At 73.6% G+C, this 21,050-nt stretch carries 14 protein-coding genes and 2 pseudogenes; 14 read left to right on the forward strand and 2 right to left on the reverse strand.

Annotated elements, in window-relative coordinates; all coding sequences use genetic code 11:
* The first annotated feature begins 18 nt into the window (after positions 1-18).
* From ACSLIC_RS26075 to ACSLIC_RS26105, 7 genes are all read left to right on the forward strand, one after another.
* A complete protein-coding gene (locus ACSLIC_RS26075) occupies positions 19-6,135 on the forward strand; it encodes a beta-ketoacyl synthase N-terminal-like domain-containing protein (protein WP_436740148.1) in 6,117 nt (2,038 codons plus the stop codon).
* Positions 6,128-7,249 (forward strand): DNA alkylation repair protein, encoded by a 1,122-nt coding sequence (locus tag ACSLIC_RS26080; RefSeq protein WP_436740149.1) that lies wholly within the window; start codon positions 6,128-6,130, stop codon positions 7,247-7,249. The genes ACSLIC_RS26075 and ACSLIC_RS26080 overlap by 8 nt, the downstream gene beginning before the upstream one ends.
* Positions 7,246-10,995, forward strand: coding sequence for an aminotransferase class I/II-fold pyridoxal phosphate-dependent enzyme (locus tag ACSLIC_RS26085; RefSeq protein ID WP_436740150.1), 3,750 nt, complete (start codon positions 7,246-7,248; stop codon positions 10,993-10,995). The genes ACSLIC_RS26080 and ACSLIC_RS26085 overlap by 4 nt, the downstream gene beginning before the upstream one ends.
* A gap of 65 nt (positions 10,996-11,060) precedes the next feature.
* Positions 11,061-11,369 (forward strand): hypothetical protein, encoded by a 309-nt coding sequence (locus ACSLIC_RS26090; RefSeq protein WP_436740151.1) that lies wholly within the window; start codon positions 11,061-11,063, stop codon positions 11,367-11,369.
* On the forward strand, positions 11,366-12,514 hold the full coding sequence (locus ACSLIC_RS26095; RefSeq protein WP_436740152.1) for a class II histone deacetylase: 1,149 nt from the start codon (positions 11,366-11,368) through the stop codon (positions 12,512-12,514). Before ACSLIC_RS26090 ends, ACSLIC_RS26095 begins: the two co-directional genes overlap by 4 nt.
* Entirely contained in the window at positions 12,507-13,349 is an 843-nt protein-coding gene (locus ACSLIC_RS26100) for a thioesterase II family protein (RefSeq protein ID WP_436740153.1), read from the forward strand. Before ACSLIC_RS26095 ends, ACSLIC_RS26100 begins: the two co-directional genes overlap by 8 nt.
* Positions 13,346-14,902, forward strand: coding sequence for an MFS transporter (locus ACSLIC_RS26105; protein ID WP_436740154.1), 1,557 nt, complete (start codon positions 13,346-13,348; stop codon positions 14,900-14,902). Before ACSLIC_RS26100 ends, ACSLIC_RS26105 begins: the two co-directional genes overlap by 4 nt.
* A gap of 82 nt (positions 14,903-14,984) precedes the next feature.
* On the opposite strand, the gene ACSLIC_RS26110 is transcribed toward ACSLIC_RS26105, so the two are convergent.
* Positions 14,985-15,413 (reverse strand): VOC family protein, encoded by a 429-nt coding sequence (locus tag ACSLIC_RS26110; RefSeq protein ID WP_436740155.1) that lies wholly within the window; start codon positions 15,411-15,413, stop codon positions 14,985-14,987.
* Between the two features lie 218 nt (positions 15,414-15,631).
* On the opposite strand from ACSLIC_RS26110, the gene ACSLIC_RS26115 reads away from it, so the two are divergent.
* Entirely contained in the window at positions 15,632-16,618 is a 987-nt protein-coding gene (locus ACSLIC_RS26115) for a hypothetical protein (RefSeq protein ID WP_436740156.1), read from the forward strand.
* Between the two features lie 9 nt (positions 16,619-16,627).
* Here the strand turns inward: ACSLIC_RS26115 and ACSLIC_RS26120 are convergent, their stop codons facing one another.
* Positions 16,628-17,218: a TetR/AcrR family transcriptional regulator gene (locus ACSLIC_RS26120; RefSeq protein ID WP_436740157.1), complete on the reverse strand. Its 591-nt coding sequence runs from the start codon at positions 17,216-17,218 to the stop codon at positions 16,628-16,630.
* Positions 17,219-17,442: 224 nt separating this feature from the next.
* Here ACSLIC_RS26120 and ACSLIC_RS26125 point away from each other — a divergent pair, with 224 nt between their 5' ends.
* The 6 genes and pseudogenes from ACSLIC_RS26125 to ACSLIC_RS26150 all read left to right on the forward strand — a co-directional run bounded on the left by ACSLIC_RS26125 (position 17,443) and on the right by ACSLIC_RS26150 (position 20,628).
* Complete coding sequence (locus ACSLIC_RS26125; RefSeq protein ID WP_436740158.1) at positions 17,443-17,646, forward strand: hypothetical protein; 204 nt, start codon at positions 17,443-17,445, stop codon at positions 17,644-17,646.
* A gap of 3 nt (positions 17,647-17,649) precedes the next feature.
* Positions 17,650-17,861 (forward strand): annotated as a pseudogene (locus tag ACSLIC_RS26130) (IS5/IS1182 family transposase); the annotation flags it as partial.
* Positions 17,839-18,396: pseudogene (locus ACSLIC_RS26135) on the forward strand (hypothetical protein); the annotation flags it as partial. The pseudogenes ACSLIC_RS26130 and ACSLIC_RS26135, both read left to right, overlap by 23 nt.
* A 102-nt stretch (positions 18,397-18,498) precedes the next feature.
* Complete coding sequence (locus tag ACSLIC_RS26140; RefSeq protein ID WP_436740159.1) at positions 18,499-18,933, forward strand: hypothetical protein; 435 nt, start codon at positions 18,499-18,501, stop codon at positions 18,931-18,933.
* Positions 18,934-19,009: 76 nt separating this feature from the next.
* Positions 19,010-19,321 (forward strand): hypothetical protein, encoded by a 312-nt coding sequence (locus tag ACSLIC_RS26145; RefSeq protein ID WP_436740160.1) that lies wholly within the window; start codon positions 19,010-19,012, stop codon positions 19,319-19,321.
* Between the two features lie 272 nt (positions 19,322-19,593).
* Complete coding sequence (locus ACSLIC_RS26150) at positions 19,594-20,628, forward strand: GDP-mannose 4,6-dehydratase (protein ID WP_436740161.1); 1,035 nt, start codon at positions 19,594-19,596, stop codon at positions 20,626-20,628.
* The last annotated feature ends 422 nt before the right edge of the window (positions 20,629-21,050 follow it).

A 21,050-nucleotide genomic window follows, 5' to 3' on the forward strand; every position in this document is an offset into this window, starting at 1 on the left:
CCGACCGGGAGGACCGCCGTGAACGAAGAGGACCGCCGGATCGCCGTCATCGGCCTGGCGGCACGGCTCCCCGGCGCCGAGGAAGCCGCCGACCTGACGGAGATGCTGCGGCGCGACACCGTCGAGGTCGACGAGGTCCCGCCCAGCCGCTGGCGCCGCGACCTCCACCTCGGGGACGGCCCCCACCAGGGCTCCCACCACCGGGGTGCCTTCCTCCTCGACCCGTTCTCCTTCGACCACACGGCGTTCGGTCTCACCGCCGACCAGGCCCGCAGCCTCGACCCGCAACAGCGGACCATGCTGGAGGTCGGCGCGCGGGCTCTGGAGGACTCCGGCTACCTCCAGGCCCGGCGCAGGCTCAACGCCGGTGTCTTCGTCGGCGCCCGCATGAACGCCTACGGCTTCGACCAGGGACGCGGCCTCGCAGGAGCACCGGAGACGGCCGCCGGCCCGGCCGCCCTGTGGGGCAGATCGCAGAACTTCATGGCGGCCTGGCTCTCGGACCGCTTCGACCTGTCGGGTCCCAGCCTCGTCGTCGACACGGCCTGCTCCTCGTCCCTGACCGCCGTCTGGCTCGCCTGCCAGAGTCTGACCGCAGGAGCCTGCGAGCTGGCCGTGGTCGGCGGGGTCGACCTCCTCATCGACCCCCTGACGTTCGTCCTGCTCTCCCGCAACGGCGCCCTCTCACCGGACGGCCTCTGCCGGACCTTCGACAGCAGGGCCGACGGCTACGTACCCGGAGAAGGCGCCGTCGCCCTCGTGCTGAAGCCCCTGCGCGCCGCCCTCGCCGACCACGACCTGGTCCTCGGCGCGATCGACGCGGCGGCCGTCAACAACGACGGCGCCACCATGGGCGTCACCACCCCGAGCCTGGACGCCCAGGTGGAACTCCTCGGCAAGGTCTACGAGACGATCGACCCCGCCACCGTCCAGTACGTCGAGGCGCACGGCACCGGCACCGCCATCGGCGACCCGATCGAGGCGCGCGCCCTCACCGAGGTGTTCGGCCGTGCCGGGGTCCCGCGCGGCTCCGTCGCCCTCGGCTCCCTCAAGCGGCGCATCGGCCACCTCCACTCGGCCTCCGGCCTCGCCGGGCTCGCCAAGATCCTCGTCCTGCTCCGCGAAGGACTCGTCCCGGCGCTCGGTGTCGAACGGCCCAACCCCCGCCTCGACCTGGCGAACAGCCCCTTCCACCTGCCGGCCGAGCCGGGCCCCTGGCCTGCGGTGCCGGTCCGCCGGGCGGCGGTGAGCGGCTTCGGCTTCGGCGGCACCAACGCGCACGTCGTCGCCGAGGCGGTGGCCGTGCCGGCCGCGGAGGTCCCGGCCGACCCCGTCACCCCGACGGTCCACGTCCTGCCGCTGTCGGCCACCACCGCTCACGGGCTCCGCGAACTGGCGGCCCAGTGGCTCCAGTTCCTTCCCACCGCCGCCGAAGACCTGCACAACGTGTGCGCCACCGCCCGGCTGGCCCGGCCCCACCACGGCGAACGGCTCGCGGTCTGCGGCACGGACGCCGCCGCACTGGCCCGGGCCCTGCGCACCTGGCTGCTGCGGCCCGGCGGGACCGAGGAGCCGCCCCGGACCACCGTGCCGGTCCGACCGGTGGCCGCTTCCGCGCCGCCCGCCTGGCTGGCGGCCCTGCGCGGTGCCACCCCCGCGGTGGACGAGGTCCTCGGCCTCTTCGAGCCGGCGGCCGGGCGCCGGCTGGAGACGTTCTCGGGAGAGCTGCTGCGGCTCAGCACCGCGGTCGCCCTCACCGTGGCGCTGCGTGCGGCCGGGCTCCCGGAGGACGCCGTCGAGCTTCCCGCCGGGTGGGCGGCGGTCACCGACTTCGCCTGGGGACGTGTCCCGCTGGAGCAGGCCCTCGCCGACGTGCTCCGGCGCGACGGCGAGCCCCCGCGCGTCGCCGAGGACGCGTCGCAGCGGGACGACGGCGAGGTCTGCGCGCGACTGGCCGGCGTCCGGGACGCGCCAGGGGTGGCCGCCGTGATCGCCGCCGTCACCGCCGAACTCTTCGCGGCCGGTCACGCCATCGACTGGGCGGCCCTCCAGGCCGGCCGCCCCTGGCACAAGCGGCTGCTGCCCGCTGCCCAGCCCGACGGGCCCGCCCTGGACCTCCCCGAGCCGCTGCGCTCCGCCGAACCCGGGACACCCACGGCGGCCCACCCCGAGGAGGCCGAAGCCGGGGGACATGCCTTCGCCCGGGTCTTCGGCCCCGGTGAAACCCCGATCGCCCAGCACGCCGTGTACCGCACGGTGATGCTCCCGGGCGTCGCCTGGTTCGAGTTCCTGCGCGAAGGAGCCGCCCTGCGCGGCGTGCCCTTCCACGGCGTCGCCGACGTCCTCTTCCACCGGCCCCTCATCCCCGCCGGGGCCCGGCGCGTGGTCTGCCGGGTGGCGGGCGACGGCACGTTCACCGTCGAGGACGCCGAGAGCCGCGAACCCTTCGTCACCGGCCGGTACCTCACCGGGCGTACCGCCGAAGCGTCCCGCGAACCGGTCGCCTCCCTCCTGGAGTCCTGCGCGGAGATCCACGCGGGCTCCGGCCTGTACCGCTGGCTGCGCCGGATCGGCTACCACCACGGCCGCTACTACCGGAACATCTCCTGGGTCGCCGGCCTCCCCGACGGCGGCACACTCGCCCGCGTGGAGGGCGGCCGCCAGCAGCCGCTGAATCCGGCGGGCACCGCACTCTTCCCCGGGCTGCTCGACAGCGTCACCATCGCCGCGATCAACCCGGACAACCCGGTGTTCGGCGCGGGCGACGCGGCCGCCTTCATCCCGCTCTCCGTCGGCCGCGTCGAGGTGCACGGCCCGCTGGACGAGGCCGCCTACGTCCGGACCCGCACCGCCTTCTGGAACGACGAGGCGTGCCGCGTCACCCAGACCGTGACCGACGCGACCGGCCGGCCCCTGCTGACCTTCACCGACATGGCCTCCAAGCGCGTGCCTGCGGCGGCCTTCGGCGACGCGCCGGAGGCAGTCCCCTCCGCCCCGGAGCCGCCTCCCGCCCCCTCCCCGCGCCCCACTCCGGAACAGCCCGCGCCGGTCACCCCGCCGGCCGTCACCACCGGTCCGGCGAGCGCCGCCGCACGGCTCCTCACCTGGTTCCTGGCCCTGACAGGGACCACGGCCGAGGACGCCGACACCGAGTTCCTGTCGGCCGGATTCGACTCCGTCGGCCTGGTCTCGCTGAGCGAGCGCCTCTCCGACGAACACGGCCTCACCCTCTACCCCACGGTGTTCTTCGAGTACCCCACCCCGCGCCGCTTCGCCGAGTTCCTGCTGACCGAGGCACCGGCGTTCGCGGACTCGCCCGCAGCCACCGGCGCCGGCGGGACGGAGGCCCACACGGCGCCCCCGCCGGCACCCGCCCCACCCCCGCCTCCTGCCGTGCCGGCCGCCATCCCGCGGCCGCCCTCCGCGAGCGAGCCGCCCGCCCGGCCCCGGCGCACCCCCGCCCGCTCCACCCCGGACGAGGCGTCCCACACCCGGGACATCGCCGTCGTGGGCGCGGCCGTCCGGCTGCCCTCGGCCCGCGGCCTCGCCGAGTTCACGGCACTGCTCGACGAGGGCCGGGACACCGTCCGCGGTCTGCCGCGAGAACGCGGCGGCCAGGGCGAGGGAGCCGGACCCCACGCCTCGTTCCTCGACCGCGTGGACGAGTTCGACCCCGCCCCCTTCCGCATCTCGCCCCGCGAGGCCCCGCTGATCGACCCGCAGGCGCGGATCGTCTACGAGACGGTCTGGGAGGCGCTGGAGGACGGCGGCCGTGCCGGCCGGCGCGCCGAGGACAGCACCACCGGCCTGTGGATCGCCTACAGCCACGACCACTACCACGAGGAGCGCGTCCGCCACGGCGCCCCCGAGGGGCGCGGCCTCGGCCTGGAGGCGATGATCGCCAACCGGCTGTCCTACCTGATGGACTGGCACGGGCCCAGCGCCCTGGTCAACACCCTCTGCTCCTCCTCGCTGGTGGCGCTGCACACCGCCGTCCAGCACCTGCGGTCCGGGGACATCGACACCGCCGTGATCGGTGCCGTGCACGCTGCCCTGAGCCCCGAGTACTTCCGCTCCATGGGCGACCTCATGGCCCTCTCGCCCCGCCACCGGTGCCGGGCCTTCGACGACACGGCCGACGGCTTCGTGCCCGGCGAGGGAGCCGTCGCCGTGGTACTGCGGCGGTACACCGACGCCGAACGGGACGGCGACCGGGTCCGCGGCCTGGTCAAGGGCGCCGCCGTCAACCACGGTGGCCGGACGACCCGCTACTCCGCGCCGAGCCCCAAGGCGCAACGGGACGTCGTCGCCGCGGCCCTGAGGGACGCCGCCGTCTCGCCCGAGACCATCGACCTGGTCGAGGCCCATGGCACGGGCACCCGCCTCGGCGACCCCATCGAGGTCGACGGACTGACCCGGGCCTGGCGTCGGCACACCGACCGCTCGCAGTTCTGCGCGATCGGCTCACTGAAGTCCAACATCGGCCACCTCGAACCGGCGGCCGGCCTCGTCGGCCTCGTCAAGATCCTGCTGGCGATGGAGGGCGAACGCATCCCCGCCACGCTGCACGTCACACGGCCCAACGACCACATCCGCTTCGAGGGCACCCCGTTCCACCTCGCGGACCGCGCCCGGCCCTGGCCGCGCGGCGAGCGCCCCCGCCGCGCCGCTCTCAGCGCCTTCGGCATGGGCGGCGTCAACGCCCATGTGATCGTCGAGGAACCGCCCCGGGCTCCTGACCGTCGCCCCCTCGCCCAGGACAGCCACCTCCTCCAGGCCGGTGCCGCCGACGAGCAGGCCCTGCGCAGCCTGGCCGGTGCCTACGCCGACCAGCTCGCCCGCACCCCCGCCGACCGGATCGGCGACTTCACCCGTACCGCCAACACCGCCCGCGCGACGCACCGCCACCGGGTCGTCGTCCACGGCACCACCGGCGACGAACTGGCCGAACGGCTCGCGGCCGTCGCGGCCGGCACCACGCCGACCGTCCGGCACACCGACCGCACCACCACCGCTTTCCTCTTCACCGGTCAGGGCTCGCAGTACGCCGGCATGGGACGCGGGCTGCTCGCCACCGAACCGCACTTCCGCGACGCGCTCCACGAGTGCGCCGACCTCCTCGCCCCGCACACCGACGTCCCGCTGCTCGACCTCCTCCACGGCGACGCCCGGCACCTCCTGGACCAGACCCGGTACGCGCAGATCGGCATCGTCAGCGTCCAGGTCGCTCTCGTGCGGTACCTGGCGGCGGCCGGCGTACGGCCCGACGCGGTGGCCGGGCACAGCCTCGGCGAACTCACCGCCGCCTGGTCCGCCGGCGTCCTCACCCTGCCCGACCTGCTGCGGCTCACCGCCGAACGCGGCCGGCTCATGCAGGCCGCCCCCGCCACCGGCGCCATGGCCGCCGCCCACACGGACGCCCGCACCCTGGCGGACGCCCTGGAGGCGTACCCCGGCACCGAGATCGCCGCCTACAACGCGCCGCGCCTCCAGACCGTCACCGGACCCGCCGAAGCCCTCGAACGGTTACGGGCCCACGCCGCCTTCACCGTCCGGCCGCTGACGGTCAGCCACGCCTTCCACTCGGCTCTCATGGACGGCGCCGTCGGCCCGTTCCGGAAAGCCGTGGCCGGAACCGCCCTGACCGCGCCCACGCTCCCCTTCGCGAGCACCCTCACCGGGACCTGGCACACCACCACGACCGCCACCGATCCCGCCCACTGGGCACGGGCCGTCCGCGAGCCGGTCCGTTTCGCCGAGGCCGTCACCACGCTCTCCGGCACCGGCCCGCACACCGTGTGGGAGATCGGTCCGCACCCGCACCTGATCCCGCTCGCCAGGGCCACGCTCACCGAACCCGGCGCCCCTGGAGCCGGACCGGCCTGGATCGCCACACTCCGCCGCGGCCACGCCGACCAGGGCCGGCTCCACGCCGCCCTCGCCGCCCACCACGACCACACCGGCGCCGACCTCGACTGGGCCGCCCTCCACGACGGCAAGGACCAGCGCGTGACCACCCTCCCCACCTATCCGTTCCACCGGCGGCGCTTCTGGCTCCCGGCCGAGGACCGGGACCCCGACCACGCCACCACCAGCACATCCGACGACAGGAAAAGGCCCGAGCACCATGGCTAGCGAGTACGGACTGAAGCGACACTTCAACGGCGAGGCGGCCCGCCTCATCGGCGGGAAGATCCACGCCCTCCACCCCGAGTTCGACGTCGAGGCGTACGCCACGGAGGTGGAGCACCGCATCCCCGGCAAGGAACTGAAGGACCGGGTCCTGGTCCTGGCCGAGGGACTGCGTACCCGGCTGCCCGGCGACTACACGGACGCCGTGCCCGTCCTCCTCGGCACCCTGGGCGACGAACTGGCCGAGGGCGAGGGCATGTTCAACACCAGCTGGTTCCTGATGCCGGTGGCCAGGTTCGTCGAGGAGTACGGCCTCGACCACCCGGAGCTGTCCCTGGACGCCATCGAGGCGATCACCCGCTGCCACACCGGCGAGTACGCGATCCGGCCCTACATCGAGCAGCATCACCCCCGGACGATGAAGCGCGTCGCCGAGTGGGCGCTCAGCCCCAGCCGCAACGTGCGCCGCCTGGCGAGCGAGGGCATCCGCCCCCGCCTGCCCTGGGCCCGCACCCTGGACATCTTCGTCCAGGACCCGGCCCCCGTCCTGGAGATCCTCGAACCGCTGCGCAGCGATCCCTCGGAGTACGTCCGCAAGTCCGTCGCCAACAACCTCAACGACATCGCCAAGGACCATCCGCACACCGCCCTCGCCACCGCCCTGCGCTGGCTGGAGGAGAGCCCCACCCCCGAGACCGAATGGACCGTCAAGCACGGCCTGCGCACCCTGGTCAAGAAGGGGAACCAGCAGGCCCTGGCACTGCTGGGCGCGACCGGGGGAGAGCACGTCCAGGTGGGCCGGCTGTCCGTCACCCCGCGGGCGGTCACCGTCGGGGACACCGTCGTCATCGACCTGGACCTCGCCAACACCGACGACCGCCCGCACAGCGTCACCGTCGATTACGTCGTCCACCACGTACGCAAGAACGGCCGCAGCATCCCCAAGGTGTTCAAGCTGACGACGCTCGAACTCGCCGCCGGGGAACGGCGCAGCCTGCGCAAGTCCCACCCTCTCAGGGAGGTACAGACCCGCAAGTACTACCCCGGCGAGCACGCCGTCGACATCCAGGTCAACGGCCTGGTCAAGGCCACCGAGAGATTCGGGCTGCGCACATGAGCGGCGCCCGGGTCCACCTCACCGCCGCCGATCCGCTGGTCGCCGACCACCGGATCGGCGGCACCCCGGTCGTCGCGGCCGCGGCGCAGATCGACGTGCTGCTCCGCGCCTGCGACGCCGCCCGGCCGGACCGGGTCCAAACGCTGGAGCACGTCGCCTTCCGGGCGCCGCTGCGGGTGACCGGGCCCGGGGCCGGACTGGACGTCACCACCGACGACGGGCGGTGCTCACTGCGCTGCGACGGGACCGAGTACGCCACCGCCCGCCACCGGGACGCCCCGCTGCCGCCGCCCCGCTACCTCGACGTGGCCGGGCTGGGCGCGGGGTGCGCGGAACCAGTGCCGCTCGCCGAGCTGGACGCGTGGCGGCGGGCCAGCGGCATCGCCTACGGCCCCGCCTACCGGGCGATACGTACCGCGCGCCGGGGGCCAGGCCGGATACTGGCCGTGGTGCGCACCGGCGACGACACCGCCTGCGCGCCGGCGTTCGTGCCGCCGCCGCTGCTCGACAGCGTCTTCCAGGCACTCGGCCTGCTCGACGCCGGAGCCGCCGGGGCCTGCCTGCCCTGGTACGTCGGCCGGATCACCGCCCGCCGCCGCATCACGGGAACGGTGCTCGCCCTGGTCGAGCGGGAGGCGGGCCAGGAACCGGCGAACGGGGCCGTCCGCGGCAGGGCCACCCTCTGCAATCAGCAGGGAGAAGTCCTCCTCGAACTCGACCGCATCACCCTGAGGTCCGCCGCGCCGCCCACCCCTGACGCCCTGCCCTCGCACGCGACCCATCTCATCGAGACGGTCGGCTGGCGCCGGAGCGGCCCGGCCGGCCCGGCGCCGGACGGCGAGGGCGCCGTCCTGCTCGTCGCCGCCGACGACCGGACGCCCCCCGGGCCCCGGCCCGACGTCCGCCTGACGCCCGGCCAACTGACGCCGCAACGACTCGACGAGGCCCTCGCCGGACACACCTTCCACGACGTGGTCTACGTCGCTCCCGAGGGCGTGGCCGGCGCCGAGCCGGCCACCGAGGCGCTCCAGAAAGTCTTCGCCCTGATACGGCACCTGGCGGCCCGGCCGCCGATGCCCCGGCTGCTGATCGTCACCACCGGCGCCCACCAGGTCAGCGGCGACGAGGCACCCGACCCCTTCATGACCGCCCTGTGGGGCCTGGGCCGCACCCTGCGTGTGGAGCACCCCCGCACCACCGTGCGCCTCGCCGACCTGGAGCCCGGGACCACCGCCCCGCTCCCGGCGATCCCGTACGGGGAGGACGAGCTCGCCCTGCGGAACGGCACCTGGCACACGCCCACGACAAAGCCCCAGCAGCCCCTTCCGGCGACCCCGCCCCGACTGAGCGGCGGCCGTTTCCTGATCACCGGCGGGATGGGCGCCATCGGCCTGCGGGTCGCCGAACTCCTCGCCGACGAGGGCTGTGCCCACCTGACCCTGGTCGGCCGGACCGTCCCCGACGAAGGGCAGGCACGCCACCGGCTCGACCGGCTCGGCACCCGCTGCGCCCTCGACGTCGTCGCCGCCGACGTGCGCGACCTGCCCGGTCTCCTCGCCGACGCCCCACGCTTCGACGGCGTGTTCCACACCGCCGGGGTGCTCCGCGACGGCCTGGCACGCGGCCTGAGACCGCAGCAGATCGCCGAGGTGCTCGGCCCGAAGGCAGGCGGCGCGCACGCGCTCGCCGAACTGACCGCCGCCCACGAACCGCCCGGCTTCGTCGCCCTCTTCTCCTCCGTCGCGGCGGTGCGCGCCAACCTCGGCCAGAGCGCCTACGCCGCCGCCAACGCCTACCTGGACGGCTTCGCGGCCCGGCAGCGCGCCGCGGGCCGGCCCTGGTACAGCCTCGGCTGGGGGCTGTGGACGGTCGGCATGGGCGAGGACGTCGCCCCCCGGGCCGCCGCCCACGGAGTGCCCGCCCTCACCGCGGACGACGGCGCCGCCCTGCTGCGTACCGTCCTCGGCCGTCCGCCCGCCCACTACGTCCTGACCGCCACCGCGCAAGCGAAGGGTGAACCCATGACCGCCGCTGTCGAACCGGAAACCGGGCTCTGGCCCCACCTGGCCACCGCACTGCGGAGGATTCTCCACGTCACCGAGGTCTCCCCGGACGACGACCTGCTGGAGCTGGGCCTCGACTCGATGATGGCGGTCGAACTCGCCGCCGCTCTCTCCAGCAGCGGCCTCGACGTCGACCCGATGGTCTTCTTCGAACACAGCCGCGTCAGCCTCCTCCTCGCCTGCCTGGAGGCGATGCCCCGCAGCGGCCAGGAGCCCCTCGCGACCGTGCCCGCGCCCGCTCCCGCCGCGGCTCCCGCCGCCCCCGCGCCCCCGCTTCCCCCTGCCCCGGAACAGCACCGGCCGGCCCCCGAACCCGCCGACAGCTTCGTTCCCGACTGGGACCGCTACCGCGCCCCCGCCCCCGGACACGCCCGGCCCGCTCCCGCCGTCCCTGCCGAGCGGGCGCCGCGCCCTCCCCGGCCGACCGACGACCACGGCGCCGCCCGCGTCCCCGGCCGGACACTGCCCGGCCGGCTCCGCAACGCCCCCGGCGGCAGCTTCCTCGACCGGCGTATCGACGCGCTCTCCGAGGAGGACCGCCTGGTCGTCGCCCGGGACGAGTACTTCTACGAGCCCGTCATCGAGCAGGCCGAGGGCGCGCGCATCAAGTTCGACGGCCGCTGGTTCCTCAACTTCGCCTCGTACAGCTACCTCGGTCTGATCGGGCACGACTACATCGACCAGCGGGCCCTCGACGCGGTGGAACGTCACGGCACCGGCGCCCACGGCGTGCGGTTGCTCGCCGGCACCCTTCACCTCCACCGGGAACTGGAACTGGCCCTCGCCCGGTTCCTCGGGGCGGAGGACGCCATCGTCTACTCCAGCGGGTACATGGCCAACGTGGCCACCGTGGGCGCCCTCGTCGGCCCCGGCGACGTCATCATCGGCGACGTCTACAACCACGCCAGCATCCTCGACGGGTACCGGCTCTCCGGTGCCGACGTCATCACCTACGCACACAACGACCTCGCCGACCTGGAGCGGGCCCTCAAGAAGGCCGGGGACGCCGGCCGGCTGGTGGTGACCGACGCCGTCTTCAGCATGGACGGCGACGTCGCCGACCTGCCGGGCGTCGTCGACCTCTGCGAGGCTTACGACGCCCCGCTCATGGTCGACGAGGCGCACAGCCTCGGCGTCCTCGGCGACACCGGGCGCGGCATCACCGAGCACTTCGGCCTCTCCCCGGACCGCGTCGACGTCAAGATGGGCACGCTCTCCAAGACCGTGCCCAGCGCGGGCGGTTATGTCGCCGGCTCCCGCGACCTGGTCTTCGCCCTGAAGAACAACGCGAGGGGCTGGATGTTCTCGGCCGCCGCCACCCCCGCCCAGATCGCCGCGGCCAAGGCGGCGATCGAGGTGGTCGAGGCCGCCCCCGAACGTGTCCGCGAACTGCGGGCCAGGACCACGCGTTACCGCGAGCGGCTGCGAGGTCTCGGCTTCGACACGCTGTCCAGTGAGACCCCGGTGGTGCCGATCATCTGCGGCAGCGCCGAGCAGGCGGGCGCCATGGCCCGGCTCTGCCAGCTCGACGGGCTGTTCGTGCAGCCCATCGTCTATCCGGCCGTGCCGCGCACCCTGCCCCGCCTGCGCACCATCGTCAACCTCGACCACTCCGAGGCCGATCTCGACAGGGCGGTCGACGTGCTGGAGAAGGCCGGTCGCGCCTGCGGCCTTCTCCCCTGAACAAGCGACACCGGACTCTCCTCAGGACACGGAACACAGGATTCAGGAAACCCAGGGGGTTGGACATGACCGACATCGATGCCGCGGCGTTCTTCGCCGCAGTACTGAAGACCATCGCCTCGACCCGCAACAACGGCGCAGGCCCCGAGGAGCACACGCAGGGCGTGGTGGAGCCGGCCGGCCGCATCCGCGCCGTCGAGCAGGAGGCGGCCGACCGGCGCCTCACCACGGGCGAGGCCGGAGAGGTCCTGGACCTCCTGGAGACCACCTTCCGGACGAAGCGCACATCCGACGAGGAGCGGGAGTACTACCTCCAGTACATCGAGAAGGTCTCCGGGGTCAGCCGCGCCTCGCTGGGAGTGTCCGCCCCGTGAACGCCCCCCGCGCCGCCTGGTACAGCCACGAGCTGTGCCACTGGCACGATCCCGGGGCCGGATCGGGATACCTGCCCGTCGGCCCCGGCGTCGAGCCACTGCGGCAGTTCGCCGTCGATCCCGACCTGCGGCGCGCCGAGGGCCTGGTCCGTGCCTCCGGTGTGATGGACCACTTCACGGCCGTGACCCCGCTGCCCGCCACCGACGAGGACCTCCTGCGGGTGCACGTGCCCGAGCACCTCGAACGCGTCGAGGCGGCCTCCGCGGCGGGGGCCGGCGACGCGGGCGTGTACGCGCATGTCAACTACCACAGCGCGCACGCCGCACGACTGGCCGCCGGCGCGTGCGCGCAGGCCGCCACCGCCGTGGTGGAGGGGCGCTTCGACCGGGCGTACTGCCTGGTGCGACCACCCGGGCACCACGCCGAACCGGACCGCGCCATGGCGCTCTGCCTCTACAACAACCTGGCGGTCGCCGCCCGCACCGCCCAGCGCCACGGCGTGCGCCGGGTGCTGGTCCTGGACTGGGACGTCCACCACGGCAACGGCCTCCAGCGGGTCTTCTACGACGACCCGGACGTGCTGTACATCTCCCTCCACCAGGACGGGCTCTTCCCGGCCGCCTCCGGCCGCGTTCTGGAGACCGGCACCGGAAAGGGCACGGGCCGCACCCTCAACGTGCCGCTGCCGGCCGGCAGCGGACACGGGGCGTACCTCGCCGCGCTCGACCAGGTCGTCGAACCCGCGGCCCGCGCGTTCCGGCCCGAACTGATCCTGGTCGCGGCCGGCGTCGACGCCGGTGCCCACGACCCGATGGGCCGGATGATGTGTACCAGCCGCACCTTCCACGCCCTGGCCTCGACCCTGTGCCGCCTGGCGGACGAGCTGGCGGGCGGCAGGATCGTCTTCGCCCACGAGGGCGGCTACTCGGCCTGGTACCAGCCGACGCTGGTGCTCGCGACCGCCGCCGCCATCGCCGGGCTGCCGGCCCCGCACGACCCGTTCCTGCACGCGCTGGAGCATCTGCCCGGCCAGCGCCTGCAACCCCACCAGAGCCGGGTCCTGACCCACCTGTGCGACCACCACCCGCTCCTCGCCGGCCAGGGGACCCCCGTCGGTACGGCAGCCGGAGGGGCCGATGGATGACTGGTGGCTGAGAGCGGGTGCCGGGGCGGGCGCGACGGGCGAGCGGGCCCGGCGCCGCGTGGTGGCCCTCCCGCACGCCGGAGGCTGGCCCTCCGCGTTCCGCGGCTGGTGGCAGGTGCTGCCGCCCGACGCGGAACTGCTCGTCGCCCAGTTACCGGGCCGCGGGGCGCGCCTGGGCGAGCCGCCCCTCACCTCCGTCGAGCCGCTCGTCGAGGCACTCAGCCGCGAACTCGCGGAGCGCGACCCGCTGCCCTACACGGTGGTCGGCCACAGCTTCGGCAGCGTCCTCGGCTACGAACTGACCCGCGCCATGGAACAGAAGGGCCTCGCCCCCGACCTGCTCGCCGTCTCCGCCCGCCAGCCGCCCTGCTTCCCGAGCCTGCCGCCCTTCGCCCACCTCCGCAGTGACGCCCAGCTTCTGGAGCACCTGACGGAGATCGGCGGCATGGCCCCGCAGCTCATGACCCGGCCGGAACTGGTCCAGCCCGCCCTGCGGGCCATCCGCGCCGACCTGGAGGCCATGGAGCGCCACCAGCGGCCCCTCACGGGGACCGGCGTGCCGATCCTCGCCCTCGGCGCCGTCGACGATCCGGTCGTCGTCGCCGAGCGCCTTCACCTGTGGTCCCTGGAGACGACCGGTGGCTTCCACCGGTCCCTGTTCACCGGCGGCCACTTCTACCTGTACGCCCACGCCAACGCGGCGGTCATCGCCCGCCGCCTGTTGGCCGACCGCCCCGGCCCGACGGCCGCACACCCTGCCCCACCGACGCCGGGCCGCCCGGTCCCGGTACCGAGCGGCGTCCCGGCGCCATCTCCCCGAAAGGAAACACCTTGAGCACCATCGCCGACATCCCCGACAAGGCAGGGCCGAAGGAGTGGCTGGGGCTGGCCGTGCTGGCGCTGCCCACGCTGCTGTTGTCGATCGACGTGAGCGTGTTGCACCTGGCCGTGCCGCACATCAGCGAGGCGCTGAACCCGTCGGCCTCCCAGATGCTGTGGATCATCGACGTCTACGGCTTCCTGATCGCCGGATTCCTGGTCACGATGGGCACCCTCGGTGACCGCATCGGCCGCCGCAAGCTGCTGCTCATCGGCGCCGCCGCCTTCGGCCTCGCCTCCGTCGCCGCCGCCTACGCCGACGATCCGGCGCTGCTGATCGCGGCACGTGCCCTGCTGGGCGTCGCCGGAGCCACGCTGATGCCCTCCACGCTGGCCCTGATCAGCAACATGTTCGCCGACGCGCGCCAGCGCGGCATGGCCATCGCCATCTGGGTCACCATGTTCTCGGTCGGTATCGCGCTCGGCCCGGTGGTCGGCGGGGCCATGCTGGAGTACTTCTGGTGGGGCTCGGTCTTCCTGCTCGGCGTGCCCATCATGGGGCTCCTGCTGGTGGCGGGCCCCGTCCTGCTGCCCGAGTACCGCGACGAGAACGCCGGCCGCCTCGACCTGACCAGCGCTCTGCTCTCCCTCGTCGCCATCCTGCCGGTGATCTACGGACTCAAGGAACTGGCCAAGGACGGTCTGGCCGTGCTGCCGCTGCTGGCCCTCCTCACCGGTGCGGCCCTCGCGGTGGTCTTCGTCCGCCGGCAGCGCACCCTGGACAGCCCCCTGATGGACTTCCGCCTCTTCCGCAACCCGACCTTCCGCACCGCCCTCGTGACCCTGCTGCTCAGCATGCTGGTCGCGGGCGGGACCTACCTGCTGGTGACCCAGTACCTGCAACTGGTCGGCGGGCTCTCCCCGATGACGGCAGGGCTGTACCTGCTGCCGGCGGCCTTCACGCTGATCGTCACCTCCGTGGTCTCCCCGATCGCCGCGAGCAGGTTCCGCCCCGCCCACGTGGTGGCGGCGGGCCTGGTGGTCTCCGCCCTCGGCCACGTCATGCTGGCCACGGCCGACAGCACGTCGGGAATAGCCCAGGTGGTGACGGGCTTCGCCTTCGTCTACGGCGGCGGCGGACCGCTGGTCGCCCTGGGGACCGACATCGTGGTCGGGTCCGCCCCGCCCGAGCAGGCCGGGTCGGCCTCGGCCGTCTCGGAGACCAGTACGGAGCTGGGCATGGCCCTCGGTGTGGCGACCTTGGGCAGCCTCGGTGCGGCCGTGTACCGCGCGGGTGTCGAACTTCCCCCGGGCGTGCGGGCCGGTGCGGGCGACACTCTCGTCGGCGCGCTCGACGCGGCGAAGAGCCTGCCCGCTGAGGCGGCCTCGGCGCTGGTCGGCTCCGGCCGCGCTGCTTTCGCCGACGGTATGAACGCTGTCGGTGCCGTTGGGGCCCTGCTCGCTCTCGGCTCCGCCGTCATGGTGGCTATGGTGATCAAGAGCCCGCCTACCGGCGCGGGTGAGGAGTCCGCGACTGGGGACGATTCGCTGGTCAAGGCCGCGGAGTAGCCATCCTTTGAGAGCGGAGCCGGGGCCCCCTCTTCCCTGTGTGCGGTGGAGAGGGGGAGCCCCGGCGGGGTGGCTCGCGGTCTCAGGAGGGGTCCCGGTAGGCGTCGGCGTACTCTGCGGACGGCTCGATCGGCGAGATGACGTCGACCAGTACACCGTCCGGTGCCGCCACGATGAAGTGCCGCTGCCCGAAGTCCTCGCTTTGGAGTGGCAGTTGGGGACGCAGGCCGGCGCCCTCGACAAGCCGCGTGTACTCCGCGTCCACGTCGGCCACTTCGAAGTTGAGCAGCACCCCCTGGACGGGTTGCCGGAAGCCCTCCGGTACCGACGGGTGCCCCGCGTCGACCAGTGCCAGTTCCTGGTGGGGCGGCTCGGTCCGCCTGAGGCTCACGTACCACTCGTTCTCGAAGGCCGTCTCGAAGCCGAACAGGTTCTTGTAGAACGCGGCCGACTCACGGAGCTTCCGCGTACAGAGCACCGGATAGAAGCTGGTCAGGGCAGAGGGGGGCATCTCGCTCACCGTTCCGTGGAGGTGCGGGGTCCGGCTGTCGCGACGCCCGCTGGGTTCTTCATGGCAACGAGAGGAGCGCCCGGGGCGTTACGTCGCGAACCCGGTCGGCCGTCACCCGGACACCATGTTGACATACCGGCGGTACGTCATTAACTTCGGCAGGCATACCGTCGGTACGTGAGTTGAGGGCGGCGCCCATGCTGGCCAGCTTCTGTCCCGTGATCTGCACATCCCGCATCGAGGAGTCCCGCGCCTTCCGCGCCGGCCTGTCCGGCTTCAAGGCCGCTTACGAGACACCGTGGTACGTGGATCCGGCCCGCCCCGCCCTGCCGCCCCGCGAACCCGGCCTGATCGACCTCGGCCACCCGGCCGTGCCCGAGGCGCAGCGGTTACCCGTGCGGGCGGTACGCGTCTTCCCGGAGCCGGAAGCCGGGGAGGTCGAACTCCAGCACGCCCTGAGCCGCGCCGGACTCGACGCGCGGCGCGTGTTCCGCCCCCCGGCCAGGCGCCTGGAGCCCTCACTGTCATGGACCCCGGCGGTGTGCGGGTCCATGGCGCCGCACCTGCCTGACCACCGGTCCGCTCGGCGACCGCGGATGCCACAGGGGAGACGTGCCATGCCCGCAAGAATCGATCCCGACACGGCGGCCGCGGTGATGCGCGCGGCCGGACTCGAACCCATGGAGCCCTACCCCGGGGCGAACGTGGCCTGGAACTGCCGCTGCCTCAAGGGCGCCCACGGGGTGGCGCCCACCTTCACCTCGGTCCGCACCGGTACGAGTTCGGGATGCCGGCACTGCGGCAGGACCGCCGCGGGGGAGCGGCGCCGCGCCGCGGGCCAGGCGCGCGCGGAGGCCGACATGCGGGCGGCGGGCTTCGAGCCCCTCGACCCGTACCCCGGCGCCCGGATGCGATGGAGCTGCCTGCACACCGCCTGTGGCCGCGTGGTACACCCCCGGCTGTTCCAGATCCGCACCGGAGGCGGAGGCTGCCTGGCCTGCGCCGGCCGGGCACCCGTCGAGCCCGCGGCCGCCGAGGCGGAGATGCGCGCCATCGGAATGGAACCGCTCGCACCGTTCCCCGGGCGCGTCCGCGACCCGTGGAGCTGTCGTTGCACCCGGTGCGGCCACATCGGGACACCGACCCTCAACAACATCCGCCGCGGCCAGGGAGGTTGCTACCCGTGCGCCCACCGCGGCCGATGACCGCGCCGCTCACCGCGCGCGCAGGGCCTCCAACAGGCGGGTGAGCGCCGTCGTCGCGTCGGCCAGGTCGGCCGGGTCGGACGAGGCGGCCAGCCACAGAGCCGCCTCGTTCATCGCGCCCGACAGCAGGTGGGTGAGCGGCTCGACAGGCTGAGCGGGGATCGTACCTTCCTCGATCAGGACGGCGAGCACCTCCGCGAGATGCCGGCCCGAGGTGGCCTCGTTCATCTCCCGCCACTCGGCCCAGCCGAGGACCGCGGGACCGTCGACGAGCATGATGCGCTGGATCGCCGGATCGGTGGAGGCGCCGAGGAACGCCTCGCACCCCACGACCAGTTGCTCCCAGGACGACTCCCGCGCGTCGGCCGTGGCGGCGATCCGCTCCGCCACCTCCTGCTGCGCCTGCTCCAGCACCACCCGGAAGAGCTCCGACTTGCTGCTGAAGTGGTGGTACAGCGCCCCCTTGGTCACCCCCGCCGCCGCGACGATCTCGGACAGCCCCACGGCCCCGTACCCCAGAGCCGAGAACAGCCGCCTGCTCTCCCGCACCAGCGCCTGCCGCGTCAGCTCCCGTTGCCGCGCCCGGACTCCCTGCGGCATCCGACTGCCCTCCCGCTCTAGACATACTGAAGGTACGCCAACACGGTACCCCCGCGTCAGGGCCGTGCCCGAGGCGGGAGCGGAGGACGCGCTTCCGCAGGTCATCGCTGCCTGCGTGCCCGCAGCACCGGGCCTCCTCCCGCCCGCCGCAGGAGCCCCGCTCCGAGAAGCGACGACGCGCACGCGCTGCGCCCGCTGAGGCGGTGCAGGTTCTTCTGGCGGTGGTGGCTTCAGCCCAGGAACCGGCCACCGTACTCATCGTCGCCCCGATGCGGCTGCGCCAGGCGATCGGGAATCTGCTCTCCGACGCCCTGCGGCACGCCCCCGCGGGCGGGCAGGTGACGGTCCGCGTGTATCTCGCCGAGCCCGCCAACGAGCAGAAGGCGGGAGGAGGCCGCCGAGGCGGTCCTCGACGACGCTCCTGGTGACGCCTGGACGTTCTGGCTTCTTGGGTACCTGGCCTCCACGAAGCCCTCACCGACCTCGGCGAAGGCGACCACGTCATCGTCGACGGCATCCTGATCCCCACCGACCGGATCCGCGCGGACGAGCCGTACTACTCGCGCAAGCACGGCATGAATGTGCAGGTCATCCCGCCCCGGACGGCACCCCGCTCTGGTCTCGACGACCGCAACCCCTTCGGCAACCAGGGCGTCCGCTACACCGGCTCCCCCGACGACAAGGCCCTCCACGCGGGCGTCGAACGGTTCGCCCCCGACCCCACCGCCCGCCGCGACCTCTCCTGGGACAGCGACCTCACCGGCAAGGTCTCCCTCCCCTCCCTCCCTCTCCACGCCATCGACGACCCGACGGCCTTCGTGGAACACGAGGCCGCCTACCGCGCCACCCTCCACGGAGCCGGCCGCGCCGGGAACCTGGTCCAGACGTTCACGAAGGAGAGCGAGCACAGCGGCCTGAGCGACGCCGAGTACGCCACCTCCCTCGCCGCACTCGACACCTGGGCACGCACGGCCGCACCCCCACGCCACACGGTCGCCGCCTCCTGCCCGGCCTTCGACGCCACCTACGGCACCGGGTGCTTCTACGACCCCGGCCACCACCCCGCGCCGTACGCCTCCCGGGTCCGCCCCCGGCCCGGCGGTCTGGGCTGGCCCGCCATGACCGCCGCCCAGGAACGGGCGTGGAGCCGCGTCGACGGTGTCGGCATCGCCCCCTGACCTGCACGGTCCCCGGTTCATCCGGAGTAGCCGGAGAGGCGGTCGGGGGCCCGGGGGCGCAGGCCGAGGAAGACATGAGCGATGTGCGAGGTGCTGGCCGGCGTGGGTATCGCGTTCGTCGGGTGGCAGCGGGCTCCGGAGCGGTGGCCGCTGCCGTCCTTCTCGCGCTGCCCCTCGCCGGCGTCCCCCCGTTCGGTACCGGCCCGGCCCAGGGCACCCGGACCCCCGTGGCCCCGACCAAGCCCCCTCGTCTGGGCCGGCACGCTGAAGCCGCCCATCGTCACGCGCGCCCAGTGGGGCGCTGACCCCGAGCTGCTGGACCAGAAACCCCACTACGCCGACAGCGTCCGCGCCGTCGTCATCCACCACACCGGCCATCCCAACGGCTACGACTGCGCGGACAGCCCCGCCCTCGTCCGCGAGGTCTACCAGGCGCACGCCGTGAACAGGGAGTGGGAGACGGCGGCTACAACTTCCTCGTCGACACCTGCGGCACCATCTACGAGGGCCGCCTCGGCGGCGCGGACCGCGCCGTGATCGGCGCCCACACCGTCGGGCTGAACACCGGCACGACCGGCATCGCCGCGATCGGCACCTTCACGGCCGGCACCCGGTGTCCGAGCCGATGCGCCGCTCCATCGAGAAACTCATCGCCTGGAAGCTGGCCCTCACCCAGGCCGACCCGGTCGCCACCACCCACCTGCTCTCCAGGAACAGCGACAGCCGCTTCGCCAAGAACACCACCGTCACCATGCCGGCCGTCTTCGGCCACATCGACGCCTACGAGACCAACTGCCCCGGCGACGCCCGCATGCAGCTCCTCCCCGCCCTCCGCAAGGGCGCCGCCCGCCTCCAGGGCGACGCGAAACTCCTCGCCCACGAGAAGGACCGGCGCTCCCGCCGCCAGGCCGACGGCGCGGGCTGAGCCCGGCGCGTGTGCCGCGCTATGCGGTGATTTTCGCCGACCGGTAGGCAGGACGCGGCCCGGAAGACTCGCAAATCCCTTAGCTCTGCCCGTGCTTGCATGGCCGCGACGAGGACGGCTCGTGAGCGCAGCCGTGCGTCTCGTGCTCCGGCGGGGGCAAGGCTCTGCCCGCCGCCGGAGCGTGTCAGTACGCATGGGGGTCCATCAGTCCGCCCCCGCCGGCGCGGACACCCGCCCGACCGGTCCTCACCGTGGCGGTGGAAAGAGGAAAGATGTCCAAGCGTGCACTCATCACCGGAATCACCGGACAGGACGGTTCGTACCTGGCCGAACACCTCCTCGACCAGGGGTACCAGGTCTGGGGGCTCTGCCGGGGTCAGGCCAACCCCCGCAGGGACCGGATCGCCAAGCTGATCCCGGAGCTGTCCTTCGTGGACGGCGACCTCATGGACCAGGGCAGCCTGGTCTCGGCGGTCGACCTGGTCCAGCCCGACGAGGTCTACAACCTGGGCGCCATCTCCTTCGTCCCCATGTCCTGGCAACAGCCCGAACTGGTCACCGAGGTCAACGGCACCGGCGTGCTGCGCATGCTGGAGGCCGTCCGCATCGTCTCCGGCCTCACCAAGTCCTCCGGCAGTTCGCCCCGCGGCCAGATCCGCTTCTACCAGGCGTCCTCCTCGGAGATGTACGGCGAGGTGGCGGAGAGCCCGCAGCGGGAGACCACCTCCTTCCACCCCCGTAGCCCGTACGGCGTGGCCAAGGCCTTCGGCCACTACATCACCCAGAACTACCGCGAGTCGTACGGGATGTACGGGGTCTCCGGCATCCTGTTCAACCACGAGTCGCCGCGTCGTGGCGCCGAGTTCGTGACCCGCAAGATCTCGCTGGCCGTCTCCCAGATCAAACTGGGCCTGATGGACAAGCTGCACCTCGGCAACCTCGACGCCGAGCGCGACTGGGGCTTCGCGGGTGACTACGTCCGCGCCATGCACCTGATGCTCCAGCAGGAACAGGCCGGCGACTACGTGGTGGGGACCGGGGCGATGCACCAGGTCCGCGACGCCGCCCGGATCGCCTTCGAGCACGTCGGCCTCGACTGGCAGGAGCACGTCGTCGTCGACCCGGGCCTGGTGCGCCCCGCCGAGGTCGAGACCCTCTGCGCCGACTGGGGCAACGCCCGGCGTGAACTGGGCTGGGAGCCCGAGGTCGACTTCGAGCAGCTGATGCGCATGATGGTCGAGTCCGACCTGCGCCAGGCCTCCCGGGAGCGGGACTACAGCCAGCTCCTGGCCACCGGCAGCTGGTAGGCCGGCTCCGTCCGGGGACCGGGGCGGGGCCGCTCGTGACCTGCGAACCTGCGGCCCCGGCACCCGCACACACTAGGGATTTCCAAAGCCCCACCCGCCGCAGACTGGGCCCCATGGTCAGCGGAACTGTGGGCACGGCACGCGTGCTTGGCGTGTGCTCCGAGGGAGCGGCGGGGGCGCTGTCCGCCCGCCCGCGTACCGGAGAGCCGCCCCGGCCCTCCGGCGCGCGGCGCGGCGCCCGGGCCGCCCCCGGGGGCACGTGAGGCACCGCGCCCGGCAGGCCGCCCAGGCCCCGCCCCCTGCCCTTCCTCCTCCTCGGGACACCGCGCCCGGCCCGGCCCCCTCCGGCCGTCCCGGGCGCCCGGTGCCCACGCCGGACCGCCAGCCGTCCGCCGGTCTTCATCCAGATGGGTTGCGTTGAT

The organism is Streptomyces sp. BBFR102 (assembly GCF_051397025.1).
Classification (GTDB): domain Bacteria; phylum Actinomycetota; class Actinomycetes; order Streptomycetales; family Streptomycetaceae; genus Streptomyces.